The 18,377-nt window shown below is 57.0% G+C and carries 18 protein-coding genes; 15 read left to right on the forward strand and 3 right to left on the reverse strand.

Annotated features, from left to right (window positions below; all coding sequences use genetic code 11):
* Positions 1-480 (forward strand): RNA-guided endonuclease TnpB family protein (locus tag ISF27_RS12420; RefSeq protein ID WP_194611802.1); only part of this gene is annotated, 480 nt, incomplete at its 5' end.
* A gap of 168 nt (positions 481-648) precedes the next feature.
* A complete protein-coding gene (locus ISF27_RS12425) occupies positions 649-1,995 on the forward strand; it encodes a TolB-like translocation protein (protein WP_207727461.1) in 1,347 nt (448 codons plus the stop codon).
* Here the strand turns inward: ISF27_RS12425 and ISF27_RS12430 are convergent.
* The gene (locus ISF27_RS12430) at positions 1,983-2,732 is read right to left on the reverse strand and encodes an SDR family NAD(P)-dependent oxidoreductase (protein ID WP_194611803.1); all 750 of its coding nucleotides are present in this window, start codon (positions 2,730-2,732) and stop codon (positions 1,983-1,985) included. The genes ISF27_RS12425 and ISF27_RS12430 overlap by 13 nt on opposite strands.
* A 102-nt stretch (positions 2,733-2,834) precedes the next feature.
* Here ISF27_RS12430 and ISF27_RS12435 point away from each other — a divergent pair, with 102 nt between their 5' ends.
* Positions 2,835-3,911, forward strand: coding sequence for a LacI family DNA-binding transcriptional regulator (locus ISF27_RS12435; RefSeq protein ID WP_194611804.1), 1,077 nt, complete (start codon positions 2,835-2,837; stop codon positions 3,909-3,911).
* A 111-nt stretch (positions 3,912-4,022) separates the two neighbouring features.
* On the opposite strand, the gene ISF27_RS12440 is transcribed toward ISF27_RS12435, so the two are convergent.
* Positions 4,023-5,147: an enolase C-terminal domain-like protein gene (locus tag ISF27_RS12440; protein WP_194611805.1), complete on the reverse strand. Its 1,125-nt coding sequence runs from the start codon at positions 5,145-5,147 to the stop codon at positions 4,023-4,025.
* Positions 5,148-5,469: 322 nt separating this feature from the next.
* Here ISF27_RS12440 and ISF27_RS12445 point away from each other — a divergent pair, with 322 nt between their 5' ends.
* The 9 genes from ISF27_RS12445 to ISF27_RS12485 all read left to right on the forward strand — a co-directional run bounded on the left by ISF27_RS12445 (position 5,470) and on the right by ISF27_RS12485 (position 15,014).
* Entirely contained in the window at positions 5,470-6,600 is a 1,131-nt protein-coding gene (locus ISF27_RS12445) for a TRAP transporter substrate-binding protein (RefSeq protein WP_235986401.1), read from the forward strand.
* Between the two features lie 178 nt (positions 6,601-6,778).
* Positions 6,779-7,267 carry a TRAP transporter small permease gene (locus ISF27_RS12450; protein ID WP_194611806.1) on the forward strand — a complete coding sequence of 163 codons (489 nt, stop codon included), beginning with the start codon at positions 6,779-6,781 and terminating at the stop codon, positions 7,265-7,267.
* Positions 7,264-8,565, forward strand: coding sequence for a TRAP transporter large permease (locus ISF27_RS12455; protein ID WP_194611807.1), 1,302 nt, complete (start codon positions 7,264-7,266; stop codon positions 8,563-8,565). The genes ISF27_RS12450 and ISF27_RS12455 overlap by 4 nt, the downstream gene beginning before the upstream one ends.
* Positions 8,566-8,673: 108 nt before the next feature.
* On the forward strand, positions 8,674-9,384 hold the full coding sequence (locus ISF27_RS12460; protein WP_194611808.1) for an RraA family protein: 711 nt from the start codon (positions 8,674-8,676) through the stop codon (positions 9,382-9,384).
* A gap of 11 nt (positions 9,385-9,395) precedes the next feature.
* Positions 9,396-9,815 (forward strand): UxaA family hydrolase, encoded by a 420-nt coding sequence (locus ISF27_RS12465; protein WP_194611809.1) that lies wholly within the window; start codon positions 9,396-9,398, stop codon positions 9,813-9,815.
* Positions 9,808-11,022 (forward strand): UxaA family hydrolase, encoded by a 1,215-nt coding sequence (locus tag ISF27_RS12470; RefSeq protein ID WP_194611810.1) that lies wholly within the window; start codon positions 9,808-9,810, stop codon positions 11,020-11,022. The genes ISF27_RS12465 and ISF27_RS12470 overlap by 8 nt, the downstream gene beginning before the upstream one ends.
* Complete coding sequence (locus ISF27_RS12475) at positions 11,023-11,823, forward strand: SDR family NAD(P)-dependent oxidoreductase (RefSeq protein WP_194611811.1); 801 nt, start codon at positions 11,023-11,025, stop codon at positions 11,821-11,823. It abuts the gene before it with no gap.
* Positions 11,824-11,842: 19 nt separating this feature from the next.
* The gene (uxaC, locus tag ISF27_RS12480) at positions 11,843-13,273 is read left to right on the forward strand and encodes a glucuronate isomerase (protein ID WP_194611812.1); all 1,431 of its coding nucleotides are present in this window, start codon (positions 11,843-11,845) and stop codon (positions 13,271-13,273) included.
* Between the two features lie 94 nt (positions 13,274-13,367).
* Positions 13,368-15,014, forward strand: coding sequence for a GDSL-type esterase/lipase family protein (locus ISF27_RS12485; protein WP_194611813.1), 1,647 nt, complete (start codon positions 13,368-13,370; stop codon positions 15,012-15,014).
* A gap of 279 nt (positions 15,015-15,293) precedes the next feature.
* Here ISF27_RS12485 and ISF27_RS12490 read toward each other — a convergent pair whose 3' ends face one another.
* Positions 15,294-16,094, reverse strand: coding sequence for a PD-(D/E)XK nuclease family transposase (locus tag ISF27_RS12490; RefSeq protein WP_194611814.1), 801 nt, complete (start codon positions 16,092-16,094; stop codon positions 15,294-15,296).
* A gap of 254 nt (positions 16,095-16,348) precedes the next feature.
* Here ISF27_RS12490 and ISF27_RS12495 point away from each other — a divergent pair, with 254 nt between their 5' ends.
* From ISF27_RS12495 to ISF27_RS12505, 3 genes are read left to right on the forward strand one after another with little or no spacing between them, the layout of a single operon-like run.
* A complete protein-coding gene (locus ISF27_RS12495; protein ID WP_194611815.1) occupies positions 16,349-16,717 on the forward strand; it encodes a GntR family transcriptional regulator in 369 nt (122 codons plus the stop codon).
* Positions 16,714-17,409 carry an ABC transporter ATP-binding protein gene (locus tag ISF27_RS12500; protein WP_194611816.1) on the forward strand — a complete coding sequence of 232 codons (696 nt, stop codon included), beginning with the start codon at positions 16,714-16,716 and terminating at the stop codon, positions 17,407-17,409. The genes ISF27_RS12495 and ISF27_RS12500 overlap by 4 nt, the downstream gene beginning before the upstream one ends.
* The gene (locus ISF27_RS12505) at positions 17,403-18,200 is read left to right on the forward strand and encodes a hypothetical protein (RefSeq protein WP_194611817.1); all 798 of its coding nucleotides are present in this window, start codon (positions 17,403-17,405) and stop codon (positions 18,198-18,200) included. The genes ISF27_RS12500 and ISF27_RS12505 overlap by 7 nt, the downstream gene beginning before the upstream one ends.
* The last annotated feature ends 177 nt before the right edge of the window (positions 18,201-18,377 follow it).

Raw genomic sequence — 18,377 nt, forward strand, 5'->3', positions numbered from 1 at the left:
TCTATGCGTAAACTCGTCAGAGAACAACGCAGGCTTTCTCGTAAGCAAAAAGGCTCTAATAATCGCAATAGACAGCGTGTTAAGGTAGCTAAAGTCCATGAAAAGATAACGAATCAGCGTAACGATTTCCTTCAAAAACAGTCAACGATACTTGTTAGCGAAAACCAAACGATCTGTATCGAAGACCTGAATGTAAAAGGAATGATTCGTAATCATAAACTTGCACAACACATAGCAAGCTGTTCATGGTCTAAGTTCTTTGCAATGCTTGAATACAAGGCTACATGGTACGGAAATGACATAATCAAAGTACCTACTATGTATCCAAGCAGTCAGACATGCAGTTGTTGTGGGTATAAGAACCCGTTTGTAAAGAATCTCTCTATCAGAGAATGGGAATGTCCTAATTGTCACGCAAAGCACGATAGAGACACCAACGCAAGCATAAACATCTTAAATAAAGGGCTGTCAATAGCCTGACATATATAAAATACCGTAGGGCATACGGGAATTTACGCTTGTGGACACTGTGTAAGACGAGCCAACAAGGTAACTTGTTAGGAACGCAGTAGTGGTTGAAGCAAGAATCCCACAACTTTAGTCGTGTGGAGTGTCAATAAGAAATATTCTTACTGGAGAAGATCAATCATGGAAACAAAACTGAACGGGAGGATCCTGGCCGGCGCGAGCACAGACCGGGAGTACAATTCCCAGCTGCTGTACTTTACCTGCTCCTCACTCTCCGCGGACGACGAGAGGCTCTACCTGATTTCCGACCGGGACGGGCACCCGAATGTCTGGGTGCGCGATCTTCTGACCGGCCGGGAGCGCATGCTCTCCCGGAATACAGGGGGATATCTCAAGAGCTATGTATACTTCGACGGGATGCAGGATGAAGGGCTCGGGAAGGCGAGCGTATGCCTGGATTATCAACGGGAAAATGTCTATTTTATCCAGGATCGTGATATCTGCGCCGTAGATAAAGAGGGAAATCTCCGCGTGCTGAACCGGGTGCCCGAGGGGCGCATGACCGCGTTCACCCATGTCAGCAATGATGGCACGAGGCTGTGCGTTCCGATGACCGACGGCAGGATCCTGGATTTTGACCCGGACACGGAGGGCACCGGCCTGGACAAACGGCCGGCCTACGATATTGATGCCCGGGTGCAGGAGGAGAATCTCAGCAGCTACCTGTGCGTCTACGACACGGAGAGCGGGCGGCTGCTCTATGAGAAAAGGATTCCGCGCTGCTGGATCACACACGTGCAGTTTCATCCGCAGGATCCCGAAATCATCATGTACAACCATGAATGGTCGTCATTTGACTGCGGCATCCGCAGGATCAACCTGTACGACCATCATACGGACCGGTATCTCCATGTCCGCAGCGAGGGGGAGAATACCCTGGGCAGCCCGCGGGGCTATGCCCGCCGGAGAGGGGACTGGGTGTGCCATGAGATGTGGCAGGACGACGGCGTGCACATCATCTATCACGGCGGGTATCAGGACGGGCCGGCGATGGTCGGGCGCTGTACGGTGGATATCGCCAGCCTTGCAAAGAGTGGGGAGATCCCGCAGGAGCAGATGCCGGACGGGTTCGGCGTTGCCTCTTATGAGGAGATCGCCCTGCCGGACGAATACACGGCGTATGGCCATTTCCTGATGGATCACAAGGGGAATCTCACCTGCGACGGCTATTACCGGAAGCCGGGCGAAAAAGTGATCGAGCGGGAAAATTCGACGGACAATGGTCCGGATCCGCACCGCAAGGACGGCGTCTATGTCTCCAAGGTCATTCCCGACTGGGCCGCGGGAAAGCTTCAGTGGATTCCGCTTTGCCGGCATGATTCCGACTGGCTGGGGCAGGATGCCCATCCGCACCCGATCTATTCCCACCGTGGGGACCGGATCTTCTTCAACAGCAGGATGAAGGACAAAATCAACATTTACTGTGTTTCTGCCGAGCCGCCGCAGGCTGGAAATCAGTACCCGTAGGCCAGCGCACCGCCGTCCAGGGCAAAATCCTGGCCGGTGATATAGCTGCCGTTCGGGCCGATCAGGAAGGCTGCCATCGCCCCGAGATCTTTCGTATCCCCGAGCTTATGAACCGGAATCCTGCTCAGGATCTGGTTCATTCTTTTTTCGTCCGCGACGGCATCGAGCATCTTGGAGTGGAACCAGCCGGGCGCGATCGAGTTGACGCAGATGTTGTCATTTGCCCACTCAATCGCCAGGCCGCGCGTGAGGCCGAGGACGGCCGCCTTGGAGGTGCAGTAGGGGACAACCAGCGTGAAGCCGAGGTGCGCGCTCATGCTGGAGATATTGATGATCCTTCCCTTGTAAGGGCTCTTTTTCAGATAGGGATAAAGGATCTGCGACATGACAAACACGCTGGTGACATTGGTGTCGAGGACGCGGCGGAACTCCGCCTCAGGGACATCCTGTGCGGCACATTTATAGGTCGCCCCGGCGTTGTTGACCAGGAAATCCAGGTGCCCGCCGTGCTTTGCCGCGAGCTCGCCGGAAAGCTTCCGCATCGCGTCACGGTCGTTGATGTCCCCCTTGATGTGGACGGTGCCGGGCGCACTCTCCGGATATCCTTCCTTGACGTGCCCCGTCCGGGAAATGATATACACGGTGGCTCCCCGGCCTGCCAGCTGGTTCGCGATCTCGAGGCCGATTCCGCTGGATCCTCCGGTGACGATTCCCGCATATCCGTTCAATTCGTTCATTGTGATACCCCTTTCTTGAAAGCGGCCGCGATTTTGCTACAATATTGGTCATAAGCATTGGCCGCAGGACATTTTCAACTGTATGAAATCATCGAGGTGCCTATGAGTTCCAGAATTACCATCCGCGATGTCGCGGAAAAAGCCGGCGTCAGCGTAAGCTCGGTGCATTTTGCCCTGAGCGGCAAGAAGGGTGTCAGCGAGGAGACAAGGGAGAAAATCCGCAGGGTCGCGGACGAGCTCGGCTATCACCTGAATACCTCGGCCTCCCTGCTCAAGCGCAGGATCCAGAACATCACGGTCTGCGTCCCCAGCGAGGATGACAACACCAGGTTCTATTTCCGGCCGGTCTGGAAGGGAATCCGCAGCTTCGAGGAAAAGAACCCGGAAGGCGCGTCCTTCCATAACATCATGTTCAATCCGGAGGATCCATCGGAAGCCCGCTGGGAAATCCGCCAGCGGGTCGCGGACGGCAGGGTGGACGGCCTCCTGACTGTCGGGACGATCGACTTCACCGGTGACGACTGGGCGGAGATTGCCCGGAAGGGCGTCTCTGTGGGCTTCGTCACGGTGGCGCCGCAGAACTTCCGCGATTTCCGCTGCTGCGTGGAGAGCAATTACCGGGTCATCGGGCGGACGATGGCAGAGATGATCGTGAGCCATATCGAGCCTTATGGCAGCATTTTCCTGTCTGCCGGAAATCCGGGGTGGTTCTCCCACGCGGGAATCGTCAAGGGTTTTGACGAGTATATGTTTGAAAACCGGATCCCGAACATGGTGTACAAGGACTGCTCCTACACGATCGACGAGCAAAATTACGAGCATTTCAAGAGGGCAGTCTCCCGCCCGGATGTCGCTGCCTGCGCTTCCGTGTTCTCCCAGGGGACGATCATGCTCGGGAAGGCGCTGGAGGAAACCCGGAAGGCAGGCAGGATCTACGCTGTCGGCTCCGACATTTCCCCGGAATCCGTGGACATGCTCCGCAGAAAAACGTATGACGCGATCCTGGAGAAGAACCCTTACGCGCAGGGATATGTCGGCCTTCAGACCCTGTATGAGGACCTGGTCGGCCAGCAGCCCACAGGGGCAAAGGACGGCCGGATTCTGATCGGATCGGAGATTGTCCTCCGCAGTAATCTGCCGCTGTTTGAGGAGGATAGGACGCGGGTGCTTCTGGTCTGAGGGGCAGGCGGGCGCCCGCAGGATGGAACCTGGTCTGGATCCAGCCTGGTCCCCTCGAAAAGACACCGGACGGGCGCCTGAAGAGAGGCACCATCGCCCGACCGCCCGCGGTCAGCCCTTAAAGGTCAGGCATTTATAGCTGTGGCAGGCGTTGTCGATCAGATCCCAGTCGAGCTCCGCGCCGATACCCGGCGCCTGCGGTACATGGATCATGCCGTGGTCATCGATCGGCAGGTCACCCTTCATCGGCAGCCGGTAATTGTCCTCCGGGACAAAATACTCAAAATACTCGCAGTTGCTGATCGCGCAGCTGACGTGCAGGTTGACGAGATCCATGTAATTCATCGTCGTGGTATGGATCTCGCAGTTCATGCCGAATGCCTCCGCCAGATGGGCGATCTTGAGCGTGCCGGTGACTCCGGATTTCCAGCTGACATCGGCCCGGACGATATCCGCGGCATGCTGGGCGATCACCTGCGCGACGCCCCAGTGGCAGCCCCTGGTTGTCTCCGTGGCGGCGATCGGAATATCGAGGGTGCGGCAGAGCTCGGTGTACTTATAGAGCTCGAAATCCCGGAAAGGTTCCTCAAACCACTTGTAGTTCAGCCGTTCCAGCTGCCTGCCGACCCGGACGGCGTCGCCCATCGTGTAATTGCCGACCGGATCCGTCATCAGGACAAAATCATCGCCGACAGCCTCACGGAGCGCCGCGTGTGTTTCGAGGTCGGTCTCCACGGGACCCGCCGGGTGCGCCTTGTAGGCCTTGATCCCCTTCGACTTGTAATACAGGGCTTCATCCACGTAGTCCTGCACGGAGGGGAGGAAGTTGCTGCTGGCGTAGACCGGCAGCGTGTCGCGGCAGGCGCCGATATATTTATAGAGGGGAAGGCCGGCCGCCTTCGCGCAGATATCCCAGAGGGCAACATCGATCGGGCCGGGCAGGAATACCGGGAAGAAAGCCTCGTGGCGGTCGATCACCCACAGCTCCTGGAAAATCTTCTCGCGGTCATGCGGGTCCCTGCCCAGGACAACCGGGGCAATCGTTTCGTTCAGATAGGATTCGGAGACCGCACCGCTCCTTGCCGCCATGCAGCAGGCGGTGCCCTCAATGCCGGTATCGGTGGTCAGCTTGATCACCAGCACATCCCATCCCATCTTCGCGGCGCCCTGGCGCTTCTTATCAAACAGGCATTTCCCCCGCTCTACCCACCAGCTCTCAAACTTTTGTATAATCATTCCAAGAAAACCTCCACAAACAGCGATTTTAAGAACAAAACGGATAATAAAACGTTTTATTAAAGTATAGCAATCGGGTCAACAATAGTAAATAACTTAACAAATTGCGAGAATAATTCGGCAATATAGAAAAATATCTGGTCAAAAATTAACACTTTCAACAAAAATGAGAACAAAACAAGCTAAAAACCGTGCAGATTATTGACGGACAATGCGCATGGTGTTAACGTAGAACTTGCAAAGCAAAAACGTTTTAGCTCCGGCACGGCCGGACTTGAACATAACTGAGAGGTATGCAGGGTTAGACTAAGGAGGGTAAAAAATGAAAAAGCAAATGATCAGTGCGGCGCTCGCGGCGGCAATGTGTGCTTCGCTTGCGGCCTGCGGCGGCAGCTCTTCGACATCCACGGCGACGACCGCAGCGGATAAGGCGGCTGCCACAACAGCAGCGGCTGCGCAGTCCTCGGAGGCGAAGGCAGGCGAGAGCAGCGGAGCTTCCTCGGATATCCCGGCGGACGCCAAGGTGCTCAAGTGGAGCGAGGTCAACGGTGACGACTACGGCGCGACCGTCGGCGCGAGAGCATTCGCGAAGAAACTCCTGGAGGTTTCCAATGGAAAGCTCGCCATCGATATCTACACGAACGCGACGCTGGGCGATGAGAAGACCTCCATGCAGGGCATCCAGATGGGCACGCTGGACTGTTTCCGCGGCAACGCTTCCTCCCTTCCGAACTATGGCGCTTCCAAGATCGGCCTCACCGGCCTTCCGTACATTTTCCAGGGCATTGACCAGGCGGAGGCGATGAGCAAATCGGACATCGGCCAGCAGCTCCTGGATTCCGTGGCGGAGGAAGATCCGGGATATGTCGCCATCGGCTGGATGGTTGAAGGGCCGCGCTCCTTGTTCATTACGGACACCGCCTACAAGAATGCCGGCAGCCCGACTGAATTCTCCCTGGACAAGATCAAGGGCATGAAGATCCGTGTTCCGGAGACTGACCTGATGGTCAACACCATGAAAGGACTAGGTGCTTCGGCGACCCCGATCTCCTACTCGGAGCTCTACACTTCGCTGCAGTCCGGCGTTGTGGACGGCGCGGAGAACAACGTGGTTTCCTATCTGGCGAATTCCTTCAATGAGGTTGCGCCGTACTTTATCGATGACGGCCACACCTTCGGGCTTGGCGTAGACCTGGTCAGCAAGCAGACCTGGGATTCTCTGAGCGAGGAAGAGCAGGGCTGGATGAAGGAAGCGGCAAAAGCCGGCGCGGATGCCTGCTATGAGTTCAATAAGGCGCAGGAACAGAAGGCGTATGATTCCTTCAAGGATAAGGGCGTGACCCAGCTCAAGGTTCCGGATCTGGACAAGTGGTCGGAGGCTTGCTCGAGCATCTATGCTTCCTATTCCGCGGAAGACCAGGAGACCATCAAGGCCCTGCAGGCAGTAAAGTAAAGATCTTCATAATGGAAAAGCGGGCTTTTGCGGCAGCACCGTGAAAAAGCAGCGCAGCTTACCTGGACTGCGGGAAAGCCGTGTGAGAAACAGCTTTCCCGCAGCCTTTCTCTGCCGGGACGCGGCAAGGCGCATCGGGCAGGAAAGATGTAGACGGAACAACCTGGAAAGGAGACGCATGGATAGTTTTAAGAGAATTTGGGGCGCGATTGACCGCGTGGTCTTTGCAGTGGTCAAATATGCCTGCGCGGCAATGCTGGGACTCCTGATCTGCATTGTCTTTTACATCTTCCTTGGAAGATATGTTTTTCACAACTCGCCGATGTGGGGAGAACCGCTGTCCCTGTTTTTGCTGACCTGGATGAGCATCCTGGGCTCCGCCTTGGTCCTCCGCAAAAATGAGCACCTGCGTGTCACCATGTTTGATGACAAGATGTCCGCCGCGGGGATCACGGCGACCGAGATCCTCACCGTGGCCTGCGTTCTCGTCTTTGCTCTATTCATGATCATCCACGGGCAGCAGCTGATGGTGCAGGCGCGCAAGAACACGATGGCCGGGGTCAATATTCCCTACGCATGGATGTATCTGTCTCTGCCGGTGACCGGCGTGATGTACCTGTTTGCGCTGGCCGGACAGCTGCTGGATAAGCTGGAGGAGAAAAAATGAGTGTATCAACGATAGCGACCATCATGCTACTGGTCATTTTCCTGGCGCTGGTCTTTCTGAGGGTTCCGATTGTCTACGCGATCGGTATCGCCTCCCTGGTAGATTTCCTGTATCTGGGCATCAGCCCGATGCAGATGGCCCTGAAATTCGTGTCCGGGCTCAATTCCTACACCCTGCTCGCCGTCCCCTTCTTCATCACGATGGGCGAGCTCATGGGCGACGGCGGCGTGACAGACCGGCTGATTGAATTTTCCAAGGCGCTCGTCGGCTGGGTCAGGGGCGGTGCGGCCATGGTCAATGTTGTCGCCTCGTTCTTCTTCGGGGGGATCTCCGGTTCCTCGTCGGCAGACTGCGCGTCCTTAGGCCCGATTGAGATCAAGATGATGGAAGACCAGGGCTATGACAGGGATTTCTCGACCTGCCTGACCATGGCGTCCTCGGTGGAGGGCATTCTTGTCCCGCCGTCACAGAACATGGTCATCTACACGCTCGCGGCGGCCGGCGTGACCACTGTATCGATCGGACAGCTCTTTGTCGCCGGTTATGTTCCCGGCGCGGTGCTCTCGATCGTCCTGATGATCTACTCCTACTACTATGCGAAGAAAAACGACATTCCGGTGACCGGCAAATTCAGCTGGAAGGCGCTGGGCGCCACCTTCGTGCGCGCGATCTGGGGCCTGCTGGCCGTCCTGATCGTTGTCGTCGGCGTCGTCGCGGGGGTATTCACCACCACAGAGTCCGCCGCGGTCGCGGTCGTATGGTCGATCATCGTCGGCCTGTTCATCTACCGTGGCTTCCGCCTGCGCGACATCCCGCAGATCTTCAACCGCGTGACCATGACGCTCGGCAAGGTCCTGATCCTGATCGGCGTGTCCGGCTCGTTCACCTATCTCCTGACCTATCTGAAGATTCCGGAGCTGATGACCAAGGCCCTGTTCTCTGTCACGACGAACAAGATCATGATCCTGATCCTTCTGAATCTCCTGATGCTTCTTCTCGGCTGCCTAATTGAGATGGCCTGCCTGATCCTCATGCTGACGCCGGTTATCCTTCCGATCTGGATGCAGCTCGGCCTGTCCCCGATCCATCTCGGTGTCGTGATGGTGCTGAACCTCGGCATCGGCCTTCTGACCCCGCCGGTTGGATCTACGCTGTTTATCGGGTCGGCGATTTCCGGAATCAAGATCGAGCGGCTGGCGAAGAAGATGATCCCGTTCTATATTGTCATGAGCGTGGCGCTGGTCATCCTGACCTATTTCCCGAATAGCTTCATGTGGATGCCGAACCTGTTCTACTGATCCCCGCGCGATGCGGATGCTGAACTGACCGCCGCGCGATGCGGATGCTGGATGAATCCCGCGTTCCGGAGGACGGAACCGCGCGGCGGATGGAAGGAGACGTTGGCCATGTCTGAACTTTGGAAAAATGATGAGGAAATGTTTGCCCTCATGAAGAGGGACCTGTACACTCCGGTTGTGGGGGATATCCTGGACCAGATGGGGTATTACCATCAGTTCCTGCCCTCGGAGATCCGCCCGCTGGAGGCGCTTGTGCCCGCGGACGCGTATCTCGACCGATCAGAGCCGGACAACCGCCTGAAAATCGCGGGCTATGTCTGCACTGTCCTGGAAAATGATGTCTTCGGGCCGCCGAAGAAGCCCTTCGGCTACCTCACGGAGGCGCTGGACCAGCTGAGACCCAACGAGGTCTATGTCGCGACCGGCGCGCACAATTCGGCGCTGTGGGGCGAGCTTTTGACAGCGACGGCAAAGACCAGGGGGGCCGCGGGCGCGATCCTGGACGGCTATACCCGGGATACGCCGCAGGTCCTGGGGCAGAACTTCCCGGTATTTGCCCGGGCATGCTGGGCGCAGGACAGCTCACCGAGAACCTATGTCTGCGACTTCCGCTGCCCGATTGAAATCGGCCAGGTGACCATCCACGACCAGGATCTGGTCTTCGGCGACATCGACGGCGTCCTGATCATCCCGAAGGAGGTCAAGGACGAGGTTCTGGAGAAGGCGCTGGCCAAGGCCAGGGGCGAGAAGAAGGTGCGCAAGGCGATCGAGGGCGGCATGAGCGCCACGGACGCCTTCGCGAAATTTGGCATTCTCTGATGCGCAAGCCTATGGAAAGCAAAGACAATAAAAAAATCAAAGATAACAAAATAATCGAAGAGAACAAAGAAATCAAAGAAGCCCAAAAGAACAAAGAATACAGGGTATTTCAGATTGACGAGCAGGATAATGTGGCGACAGCCCTCGAGGAGATCCCGGGAGGCGGCATCGCGCGGGTTATCGGGGATCATCCGGCGGGAGCGGATAAGGTGAAGGCTCTTGAGGAGATCCCAGAGGGGCACAAGATCGCGCTCCGCGCCATCGCGAAGGAGGCGCCGGTCATCAAGTACAATGTCGTGATCGGTGTCGCCACGCGGGACATCCCGGCGGGGAGCTGGGTACACATGCACGTCATGAAGAGCCGGTATGACGAGCGTTCTTCTCACCTGGACGCCGTCACCGGTGCGCCGAAGGATACAGTCTATGAATGAGAGATGGAAATGGCAGGGATATCTGCGGAAGGACGGCAGCAAGGGGATCCGGAACCGGGTGCTGGTCATCTACACGGTGAAATGCGCGCAGTTTGTGGCGCAGAAGATCGTTGACCACGCCCAGGGGACGGACGTCGAGCTGGTCGGATTTGACGGCTGCACGGACAACCAGTACGCGGTCAACCTCCTGATCAGCATGATCCGCCATCCGAATATCGGTGCCGTGCTTGCCGTTGGCCTCGGCTGCGAATACATCCAGCCGGAATGGCTCGCGGATATCGCGGCGAAGGAAGGGAAGCTTTCCCAGTGGTTGTTTATCCAGCAGGAAGGCGGAACCCGCCCCTCAATCGAGAAGGGCTGCGCTTTCGTGGAATGGGCGCTGAAGCAGCTGGCGGGAACGCCGCGGGTGTGGATGACGCCGAAAGATCTGGTGATTGGTGCGGAATGTGGTGGTTCGGACTACACCTCGGGTCTTGCGGGAAATGTCGTGGTCGGCAGCTTCTTCGACCGGCTGACGGACCTCGGCGGCACGGCGATCTTTGAGGAGATCGTCGAGGCCATCGGGCTCGGGGATGTCCTGGCAAAGCGCGGGGCGACCCCTGAGGCGCAGGAGGACATCCGGAAAACTTACGACAAAGCCCTGGAGTATTGCAAATCTGTCCGCCAGTATTCGATCAGCCCGGGCAATTTCGCCGGCGGGCTGAGCACGATCGAGGAAAAGAGCATGGGGGCAGTCATCAAGAGCGGTTCCCGCCCGATCCAGGGCGTCCTCAAGGTTTCCCAGAAACCGCCGCACCCGGGGCTGTGGCTTCTGGACTCCACGCCAGACCCGTACTGGATGCAGTTCGGCATCACCAATCCCAATGACAACGAGGGGCTGACCGACCTTGTCAGCTGCGGCGCCCATCTCGTCTTCCTGGTCACCGGGCGCGGCAACGTGGTTGGAAGCGCGGTCGGCCCGTGCATCAAGATCACCGGGAATCATGAGACCTTTGAGCGCATGCCGGAAGATATGGAATTCGACGCGAGCCCGGTTCTCACCGGGGAGTGCTCCCGCGGGGAAATGGCGGAGCGGCTGATGGACTATGTCGCGGCTGCCGCTGGCGGGAAGATGACCAAATCCGAGGCGATGGGGCACCGGGAGTTTTATATCCCGTACAAATATCAGGACAGGCCGTCCGGGTGCTGTCCGCAAGGAGGCAGGTAAATGGCTGCATTTACGCAGGAAGAACAGAAAAACTTTACAATGCAGGGCTGGTATGACCTGACGGGGGATGTCGCCATCGTGACCGGCGGGAGAACCGGGCTTGGCCTCGCCATCGTGCGCTGCCTCGTCTCCGCGGGGGCAAAGGCTGCGGTGATCGGCGCCGCGCCCGCGGAGAAGGCGGCGGAGACGCTCGCGGAATTCGGGGACAAGGTGCGGTACTATCCGTACGATGTCACGGATACCGCCAATGCGCAGGAGATTGTCGACCGGATTGTCAGGGATTTCGGAAAAGTGACGATCCTGGTCAATAACGCCGGAAACCACTGCAAAAAATATATCTGGGACATGTCCGTGGAGGACTATAAAGAGGTGCTGGATGTCCACCTGGTCGGCGCATTTGCCCTGACCAAGGCGGTTGTCCCGTATCTGAAGGAGCAGCATTACGGGCGCATCCTGTTCCAGGCATCCATGACCTCTTATATCGGCCAGCCGATGGTCTGCGGCTACGCGACGGCAAAGGCGGGCTACCTTGGCATGATCCACACGCTGACCGCGGAGCTCGCGGAGTACGGCATCACGGTCAATGCGATCGCGCCGGGCTGGATCGACACGCCGATGTTCCACAAGGCGACGGACAATGACCCGGGGCGCCTGGCCAAGATTCTCGGGAGGATCCCGGCGAAGAGCGTCGGCGACCCGATGGATGTGGGCATGACGGCAGCATTTCTCTGCAGCAGGGCCGCACGCTATATTTCCGGCAGCTGCATCCCCGTGGACGGCGGTGCGCTGATCGGGTTCTGAGAGGAGGCAGGAGGGTGAAATGAACATCTGCAGCCGTTTTTCCGAAGAGTTATATCTGACCAATGAGACGGGACGGGAACTTTACCACAAATACGCGGAGAAGCTTCCGATCATCGACTATCACTGCCACATTTCGGCGGAGGCCATGGTGGAGAACCGGGAGTTCGAGGATCTCGGGGAAATGTGGCTTGAGGGGGATCACTATAAATGGCGGGCGATGCGCACGTTCGGCATCGATGAGAAGTACATCACCGGCAGCGCGTCCTACCATGACAAGTATCTCGCCTTCGCGAAGGTCCTGCCCAAGATGGCGGGCAATCCGCTCCAGATCTGGTGCGCGCTGGAGCTGAAACGGTATTTTGACATCGACGAGCCCCTCTCGGAGGCGAACGCGGAGGACATTTACCAGCGGACAAAGCAGCTCATCCGGGAAAAACACATGACACGGAGATGGTGCATGGAGCACAGCAATGTCCGCCTTGTCTCCACGACGGAGGACCCGGTCGACGACCTGCGCTGGCATAAGCGTCTCGCGGCGGATCCGTCGCTCAAGATCCGCGTCATCACGGCCTTCCGGCCGGATCAGGCGATGTTCCTTGAGCGGAAGACGTTCGGCGCGTACCTCGCGAGGCTGGGGGAAGCGGCCGGTGTGGAAATCCGGACATTTGCGGATCTTCTCCGCGCGCTGGAAAAGCGGCTTGAATATTTCCAGGAGACGACAGGAACCACGGTATCGGATGACGGCATCCCGAAATTCGCCTGGGAGAACTATACCGATGACGACATCGAGCGCATTTTCGAGAAGGCGGCGCGGGGAGAGGCTGTCACCGGGAAGGAAAAAGACCAGTATCAGAGCGCGTTCCTGTTCGAGATGGGGAAGCTCTACAACAAGCACCATTATGTGATGCAGCTGCATGTCGGCACTTATCTTGACGCGAACACCGTCGGCGTGCGAGAGGTAGGCCAGTCTACCGGATTCGATTGTATAGACGACCGCTCCTCCGTGGTCTCTGTCGGCGAGCTTTTAAACGCGCTGACCCTGGCCGGGCAGCTCCCGAGGACGATCATTTATCCGCTCAACGGGACGCAGTGCGAAAACTGGGCGGTTCTCGCCGCCGGGTTCTGCGACGGGACGGACAAGGCGCATGTCCAGCTCGGCGCGCCATGGTGGTTCCAGGACCAGCAGTACGGGATTGAGCGGCAGTTCCAGAGCTGCGGAAACCTCTATCCGGTTTCCCTCTCGGTGGGGATGCTGACCGATTCCCGCTCGTTCATCTCCTATCCGCGCCATGAGCTCTACCGCCGGGTGTTCTGCAATTATCTGGGCGAACTCTGCGAGCGGGGCGAGTACATCGGTTCGGAGGAAAATCTCGCCGAGATCATCCGCGGCGTCTGCTTTGACAATGTGAATGCGTTTTTCGAGTTCCACGTCGCGGAACAGGATGGATGATGATGCTTTAAAACAGTGCCACAGAAAACCGGACAGCGGACGGCGCTGTCCGGTTTTTGGCAGTATCCGGGGACATCGGGGGAGGGGCAGCACGGTGCGGGAGATCACAGTATGGATTGCCGGCGACAGCACGGTATCGGATTTTCAGGATCAGTATTACATGCCGAGGAAGGGCTGGGGCGCGGTTCTGGACGCCTTCCTGAGGCCGGAGGCACACGTGCGGAACCTGGCAGTCTCGGGCACCAGCTCCAAGAGCTTCCGGGCACTTCCGGAGTATGCGGAGCTGATGGGCGGGATTTCCTCCGGGGACTATCTGCTGCTCGGCTTCGGCCACAATGATGAGAAGAGAGGGCGGGCAACCTTCACTTCCGGTGTGGGGGACTTCAGGACACCGGGGAGCTTTGCGGCCAGCCTGTACGAATCTTATATCTGGCCGGCACAGGCTAAGGGAGCCGGCGTCATCCTGGTGACGCCCATCGTGCGCCGGAGTGAGAGCGGAATCTATGAAAACGGGGATATCCACCGCACGGTGGACGGCGATTACGCGCAGGCGGTCCGGGATCTCGGCGCGGACCTGGGCGTTGCGGTCTGCGACCTGACGAGGGAGACTTTGCAGCTGTCGCTTACGCTGGACGGGCAGGGGAAACCGGCTACTGCCGGGCGTGAGGAGGCGGCTGCCAAAATCGGGGAGGCGACTGTCGCCGGGGACGGCAGCCCGGCTGCATCCGGGTTCGGGGAAGCGGGCGCTGCAGGGCGCGGGAAGCTGTCCGCCGCAGGGCGCGGGAAGCTGTCCACCCTCTGGATGCACGCCTGGCCGGGCAGCCGCGCGGCGGGTGTGGACAATACCCACACGAACTATTTCGGCGCCATGGTCAATGCCCGCCTGATCGCGGACGACCTTCTCCGCCAGGGGCATCCGCTTTCCGCCTATCTGCGGGATCCCCTGCCGGATCCGCTGCATCATCCGGAGGAAATGACAGAGAAGTCGCGAAATCCGGAATATATTGAAAAACCGTATCGCCGGCCGGCGGGGCGGGGTAAGCTCTGGCCGGACTACATCGACGCTGACGGCAATCACTGGACAGCCAGCGTCTTCGGCGACCTGAATGGCGAACCGGCGGATATGCGGGACGAATTCTCCTTTGGCACAGCTCCAGACGGCGCCATGCGGATTGAAGCCGGGCGGAAGGAAAATAACGGGAAGATCCAGGTGAAATCCGACGGGATCGCCATGTATGCCATCGCCCTGCCGGCGGGGGACGCCTTTCACCTGAAGGCGGAGATCACGCTGGAAAGCTTTTTTACGGCCGGCGGCCCCGCGGAGACAGCCGGCTTCGGCATGATGGTCCGGGATGATTTCTACATGGATGTCCTGAACATGGACCTTATGGGGGATTATCTCTGCGCGGGGACGGCATTTCTCGAGCAGTGCCCGCAGGGGTGCAGGACATTTGCGAGGAAGAGCGGGGCAATTTACCTCGGGGGCGGGGCGCTCGCACGGGCGCCGCAGGAGAAGGACACCTTCACCGCGGAGCTTTACTCCACCGGGGACGGCTATGCCGCGCGCTTCGGCGGGGGTGAACCGGTTGTCGCCGGGTATGATTTTCCGCTGACTGCCGTGGATCCCGAATACGTCTATGTCGGATTTTTCGCGGCGAGAAGCATCGCGGTCACGGTGCGTGGGATCACTCTTACGGTAAATGGGAAGCCGCTGCGGGGATACGAGTGGCTTCGGATTTAAAAAAATGCACTGGCGCGGGCTTTCTTCGCGCCTGCGGAGGTTTGCCGGATGGCAGGAAGGTGGAAGGTAGATACGCAAGCTTTCCTCTGAGCAAGACGATATACCATAGCCAACATCAAAAAGTGAAAAGGTCTTTTGCAAGGTCCCTGCACACAGCAGGGATCTATTTTTAACATTGAAATGGGGCACCGTTATAAGCCATTTGATATAGCCAGACAGATGTGTCGAAAAGAAGCCTCCCCAGAAGAGCTCTTCCTTAGAAAAGCTGCTGGAATCTGATTATGCCGGCTTCTTTGTATCCAGCTCTTTAATCTCAGCTACTGTCAATCCAGTAACTCTAGCGATTTCATCATAAGACAACTTATTAAGAGCAAGCATATTCTTCGCTAACTGCAATGTCTTTTCTCTAGCAGCTTCATTTCTCATATCTTCCATAGCCTTGCACATAATTGTCACTCCCTTTTCGTCTTCTTTAAAATATCTAACCCGATCTGCCAACACCTGATAGTACATATCCTTCGCGTCTGTACAAGCAAAATCATGCATCAGCATTCCGAGAGAAGTTTTATCTTTAATCTGTGAGTTCACATATATGATATGCTCTTCATCACCGAATGGCTCTCCGGTTTCCGAGACCATGCGTTCAATGTGATAAATCGGAAGGCCTTTCCTCAGCACATCGTTCTCTGTGATAAAGATCACATAGCTCTCATTAAGTGCTTCATATTGTTCTCCGGGTTCTGTTATATTCGCATCGATCAGGCTGCTGTTATATCTGGCTCTCTTCACCCCTGCGCCATGATCACTGCGCTGGATCTCAATATTGTAAATATGATTCTGCTGATCAACCGCCAGAATATCAAGCCTGACGGAGCGTCCCTGAAGGTTTTTAATTCCATACTGACTGGTGGATTTTGTAACCTTCAGATCATACCGTTTCAAAATTATCTGGAGAAGAAATTCTGCGCACTTCGGATCCTCAAAAACTTTGGTCATAAAGTCATCATCAAGTAGCCGCAAATTATGAAGACGCTCTAAGTCTTCTTTATGCTTTTCTTCCAAATGGATATCTTTGTTCATGTGATCGCCCGTTCTTTCTTGAGTTATATATACTATCACTACTTTATTATATCAAGAAATTGCGAGAATTTAAACTTGAAAAATGTATTAATGTATTGACACAATAAGCAACATGATTTATAGTGTCATTGTACTAATTAAGTAATATAATTTGTCGCTGGATGGAGGGAGCGCGACCCATCAGCCGGACTTGCGGCCGCCGCGGGGATACGGCCGGGAGTAGCGGAAAAAATGCTATGGGCAGGAAGAAAATTATGAAATGGGAATTTAAAAACGGCATACCGATTTACCTGCAGATCGTGGACCAGATCAAACGGCAGATCGTCAGCGGCGAGCTGGCGCCCGGAAGCCGGATTCCGGCGGTCCGGGATCTGGCACAGGAAGCGGGCGTCAACCCGAATACCATGCAGAGGGCGCTGACGCAGCTGGAGCAGGAAGGGCTTCTGCATACGCAGAGGACCAGAGGGCGGTTTGTCACGGATGAGGAAGAGGTTATGAGAGAGACAAGGCAGCAGCTGAGCAGGGAGTATATTGCGGAGCTTTACAAGCACCTTCGGGAACTGGGCCTTGACCGCGAGGAAATCGTGGCGGCGGTCAGCGCGTGGGAGGATACGGACAAATGAACATGATCGAATGTAAGAATTTGACAAAATGTTATGGGAAAGTGAAGGCGCTTGACCAGGTCAACCTGACCCTGGAGAGCGGAAGGATCGTCGGGCTGGCCGGGCCGAACGGGAGTGGCAAGACGACGCTGATCAAGCTGATCGAGCATCTTCTGGTGCCTTCCTCCGGCGAAATCCTGGTGCGGGGCATGGCTCCGGGGAAGGAGAGCAAACGGATCGTTTCGTATCTTCCGGACAGGGATTTTCTCCCGGAAGACATGAAGCTGGAAACCCTGCTGGATATGTACGGCGATTTCTATACCGATTTTAACCGGTCAAAGGCGCAGGATATGCTGGAAAATCTTGATATTCAGGGAAAGCGCCCGCTGAAAAAGATGTCCAAGGGCACACGCGAAAAGGTCCAGCTGATCCTGACGATGAGCCGGGAAGCGAAGATTTACCTGCTGGACGAGCCGATTGCCGGCGTAGATCCGGCAACCCGCGATTATATCCTGAGCACGATCGTCAGCAATTACAGCGAGGACGCGCTGGTGCTGATTTCCACCCATCTGATCGCGGATGTCGAGAAAGTGCTGGACGAGGTGATTTTCCTCAAGGAGGGCAGGGTTTTTCTCCACAGGAATGCGGATGATCTCCGCACAGAGCAGCAGATGAGCATTGACGGCTATTTCCGGGAGGTATTCAAATGTTGAGCAAGCTGATGAAATATGAGATGAAGGCGTACAGCAGGGTGCTGCTCCCGCTGTATGCGGCAATCCTCGCTGTGGCGGCGGCGGACGGCCTCGCGTGGCGCTTCGCGGATGCTACCGGCAATACCGTTCTGGCGGTGTTCCTGGCGGCCGCCTATATGATCCTGGTTTTTGCGGCAGCCGCGGTGACGGCTGCGGCGGTCATCCTCCGTTTCTACCGGAACCTGCTGGGGCGTGAGGGCTATCTGATGTTTGCCCTGCCCGCGTCCGTGGGAGAGCATATCGCGAGCAAGGTGCTGAGCGCCGCCCTCTGGGTCATTCTTGGCATTGCCGCGGGAGCGGTATCGCTTCCGGTGATCATGACCCTGTCCGGCAGTGTGCCCGCCAAGGAGTGGAATGAAGCACTGCGGATGGTGCCGTATCTTGCGGAACAGGTTGCCCCTTACTCGGCCAGCATTGTATGGGGAGTCATTTTCCTGTTCCTGATGATGCTTGCGTTCCTTGTGCGGGTCTACGCCTCGATCGCGCTAGGCGCCTGCGCGGACAGGCACAGGTTCCTCTGGTCTGTGGCAGCGTTCATTGTGCTCGGCATCCTGGAGTCATTCCTGACTGCTTTTGTTGCGGGCGCGGGCGTGAAAATCGGTATCCTGGCGACCGGGAGCACCCAGCTGGAGGGAAATCCCATGCAGCTTTTCCTGTTCACGTTCAGCGGCTGTGTCTACTGCCTGGCGCTTGTGGCGGTCTACTGGGTGGTGACGTGGCTGTGCCTCGACCGGAAGCTGAATCTCGAGTGAGGGCGAGAGGAAGGGCGCAAGTGAGCGCGCGGCGGATTGCCGAAGAATTTATGGCGGCAGAAGCGGTTCTATGATAAACTGGAACCATCAGAAAGAGCAGTCAGAGAAGTCTTAACCAGGCATGGAGCATCAGAACGGCTCTGTGCCTTATTTTTATGGGATGCCGATAGGGCGTGG

Origin of the sequence: Clostridium vitabionis (assembly GCF_015351765.1) — a bacterium.
Taxonomy (GTDB): Bacteria; Bacillota; Clostridia; order Lachnospirales; family Lachnospiraceae; genus Clostridium_R; species Clostridium_R vitabionis.

Coding starts and splice junctions, on each gene's coding strand:
- ISF27_RS12425 (WP_207727461.1), top strand. CDS start 649: ATGGAAACAAAACTGAACGGGAGGATCCTGGCCGGCGCGAGCACAGAC.
- ISF27_RS12430 (WP_194611803.1), bottom strand. CDS start 2,732: ATGAACGAATTGAACGGATATGCGGGAATCGTCACCGGAGGATCCAGC.
- ISF27_RS12435 (WP_194611804.1), top strand. CDS start 2,835: ATGAGTTCCAGAATTACCATCCGCGATGTCGCGGAAAAAGCCGGCGTC.
- ISF27_RS12440 (WP_194611805.1), bottom strand. CDS start 5,147: ATGATTATACAAAAGTTTGAGAGCTGGTGGGTAGAGCGGGGGAAATGC.
- ISF27_RS12445 (WP_235986401.1), top strand. CDS start 5,470: ATGAAAAAGCAAATGATCAGTGCGGCGCTCGCGGCGGCAATGTGTGCT.
- ISF27_RS12450 (WP_194611806.1), top strand. CDS start 6,779: ATGGATAGTTTTAAGAGAATTTGGGGCGCGATTGACCGCGTGGTCTTT.
- ISF27_RS12455 (WP_194611807.1), top strand. CDS start 7,264: ATGAGTGTATCAACGATAGCGACCATCATGCTACTGGTCATTTTCCTG.
- ISF27_RS12460 (WP_194611808.1), top strand. CDS start 8,674: ATGTCTGAACTTTGGAAAAATGATGAGGAAATGTTTGCCCTCATGAAG.
- ISF27_RS12465 (WP_194611809.1), top strand. CDS start 9,396: ATGGAAAGCAAAGACAATAAAAAAATCAAAGATAACAAAATAATCGAA.
- ISF27_RS12470 (WP_194611810.1), top strand. CDS start 9,808: ATGAATGAGAGATGGAAATGGCAGGGATATCTGCGGAAGGACGGCAGC.
- ISF27_RS12475 (WP_194611811.1), top strand. CDS start 11,023: ATGGCTGCATTTACGCAGGAAGAACAGAAAAACTTTACAATGCAGGGC.
- uxaC (WP_194611812.1), top strand. CDS start 11,843: ATGAACATCTGCAGCCGTTTTTCCGAAGAGTTATATCTGACCAATGAG.
- ISF27_RS12490 (WP_194611814.1), bottom strand. CDS start 16,094: ATGAACAAAGATATCCATTTGGAAGAAAAGCATAAAGAAGACTTAGAG.
- ISF27_RS12495 (WP_194611815.1), top strand. CDS start 16,349: ATGAAATGGGAATTTAAAAACGGCATACCGATTTACCTGCAGATCGTG.
- ISF27_RS12500 (WP_194611816.1), top strand. CDS start 16,714: ATGAACATGATCGAATGTAAGAATTTGACAAAATGTTATGGGAAAGTG.
- ISF27_RS12505 (WP_194611817.1), top strand. CDS start 17,403: ATGTTGAGCAAGCTGATGAAATATGAGATGAAGGCGTACAGCAGGGTG.